Below are 2,546 nucleotides of genomic sequence, written 5' to 3'. Positions count from 1 at the left end.
CGCTACCCAAAACACGTTTGGCCAGATGACCCGGCAAACCACGTAGCGACAACGAAAACGAAAAGACAATTGAATAATGACTGACAGTAAGAAGCCAAGCGCCAAGAAAGCGCCTGCGAAGAAAAGTACAGCCAGCAAAGGCACCACAAAACGCCCTCGTCGCACGCCGAGTAAAAAGCCAACCAACGAGAAACGTTCTTGGCTCAAAGTGTTGTGGTCTTTTAGCTGGAAAGCCGGCGTTGCTCTTGCCGCGGTGTTGCTGTTTGTTGGTATTTACCTAGATAGTGTGGTTAAAGAACGCTTTGATGGGCAGCTATTCGAATTGCCTACCGTTGTGTACGCGCGCATTTTGAACCTCAATCCAGGTGAAAATATTACCATTCAAGAGCTTCGCAACGAATTAGATGTACTGAACTACCGCAAGGTAAGTCAGCCTCGTTACCCTGGTGAGTATTCTTCTTCTTCGACTCGTGTTGAACTGATCCGCCGTCCTTTTGAATTTGCTGATGGCCCAGAACCGGATCGCCACGTCATGCTGCACTTCTCAGACAGTGGTTTACAGCGTATTCAATCTTTAGAGTCAAAAGGCGATCTAGGCTACTTGCGCCTTGAGCCAAAGATGCTGGGGATGCTTGAAAAAGATCGTGATGAGCAACGTCTGTTCTTACGTCGTGACCAATTCCCTGAAATTTTAGTTGATGCCTTGTTGGCGACAGAAGACCGAGACTTCTATCAGCATGATGGTGTTTCACCATTGGCTATTGCCCGTGCTTTAGTGGCGAACATCAAAGCGGGTCGCACCGTGCAAGGTGGCAGTACCTTAACGCAGCAGCTAGCGAAAAACTTATTTCTAACCCGTGATAAAACGCTGTGGCGTAAGGTGCGCGAAGCTTATATTGCGCTTATTCTTGATTACCGTTACAGCAAAGACCGCATTTTAGAAGCCTACCTCAATGAAGTGTATTTGGGTCAAAGCGGCGGCGAAGCGATCCACGGTTTTGGCTTAGCATCACGCTACTACTTTGGGCAGCCAATCCAAGAGTTGCGAATTGATCAACTTGCGATGCTGGTGGGCATGGTGAAAGGACCGTCGTACTACAATCCAGTTCGCTATCCTGAGCGCACTAAAGAGCGTCGAGACTTGGTGCTTCGATTGCTGATGCAACAAAACATGCTCACATCGCAGCAATATGAACAAGCTGTGAGTCGACCTCTTGATACACAAAGCAAACCACGTATTGCGAGCCGTCAGCCTGCATACTTCCAGCAATTGAATATCGAGCTGAAAGAGAAGGTCGGTGATCGCTTCAAGGCTGAAACTGGTCTGCGCGTGTTTACGTCTCTCGATCCTGTCTCTCAAAGTAAAATGGAGCAGGCTATCGCGAAGAAAATACCGGATTTAGCTAAGCGAGGCGGCAAAGAACTCGAAGCTGCTGCCGTGGCTGTTGATCGCCACAGTGGTGAAATTCGTGCCATGGTTGGTGGTAAACGCGTGGGTTATGAAGGCTTTAACCGTGCGCTTAATGCTAGTCGTCCAATTGGTTCGTTGGTCAAGCCGGCAATTTACCTGACCGCGCTTGAACAGCCAGACAAATACAATTTGGGGACGACGCTGCACGACACGCCTCTAAGTTTGAAAGGTAGCAAAGGCTCGGTATGGACTCCGCGTAACTACGACCGTAAATACCGCGGTGATGTGCCACTTTACCTTGCGCTTGCGAAGTCATTGAATGTACCAACGGTAAGGTTGGGGATGGAGCTTGGTATTCCAGAAGTGTCTGGCACACTTGAACGCTTAGGCGTCAACAAAGATGAGATTCGTCCTGTGCCTTCTATGTTCTTGGGCTCGTTTTCATTGACGCCATTTGAAGTGGCGCAAATGTACCAAACACTGACTAACTCGGGTAAACGTGCTAAGTTGACCGCGCTTCGTTCCGTCATCGATATGGACGGTAACGTGCTTTATCAATCGTTGCCTCGCTCCTCTCGCGCGGTTGATGAACAAGCGGCTTGGCTAACGACTTACGCGATGAAACAAGGTGTCGCACAAGGTACAGGCCGCTACCTTCAAAGCCAATTCGCTTGGGCTGCATTGGCGGGAAAAACGGGCACCAGTAACGATACTCGTGATAGCTGGTTTGTCGGGATTGATGGCCGTGAAGTGACGACCATTTGGCTAGGCCGTGATGATAACAAGCCAATCAACCTTACGGGGTCAAGCGGTGCATTGCGTGTTTACGCGGAATACTTGGCGCAGCGAATTCCTGAGCGTTTGGATCTGCCTTGGCCTAAAGAAGTGACGACGCTTGGCTTTAAACCGACCTCCAACGGTGGTTTAGAGATGAATTGCCGCAGCGATTACAAACTTCCAGTATGGGATAAAACGGGTCAAATCAAACAACAGTGTGAGAAAAAATCTAACTGGTTGAATAGTTTGTTTGATTGGTAGGATCTCCAAATCAACAACATGGACTTGTTTCACTGGTCAATTCTTAGTACATATTAGTGATCAAGTATTCAGTAAAGGAAGAAGTGGATGTTCAAAA

General features: G+C 48.4%; 1 protein-coding gene. It reads left to right on the top strand.

The genetic code is table 11. The annotated features are described in order from the left end of the window. The first annotated feature begins 76 nt into the window (after positions 1-76). Entirely contained in the window at positions 77-2,449 is a 2,373-nt protein-coding gene (mrcB, locus tag R7O12_RS23615; RefSeq protein ID WP_021450007.1) for a penicillin-binding protein 1B, read from the top strand. Positions 2,450-2,546 lie beyond the last annotated feature (97 nt).

The organism is Vibrio sp. Vb1574 (assembly GCF_033338675.1).
This window is presented reverse-complemented; position numbering and strand designations above follow the sequence as displayed.

Excerpts from the sequence above, each read along its gene's own strand:
- mrcB (WP_021450007.1), top strand. The coding sequence starts at position 77 with ATGACTGACAGTAAGAAGCCAAGCGCCAAGAAAGCGCCTGCGAAGAAA.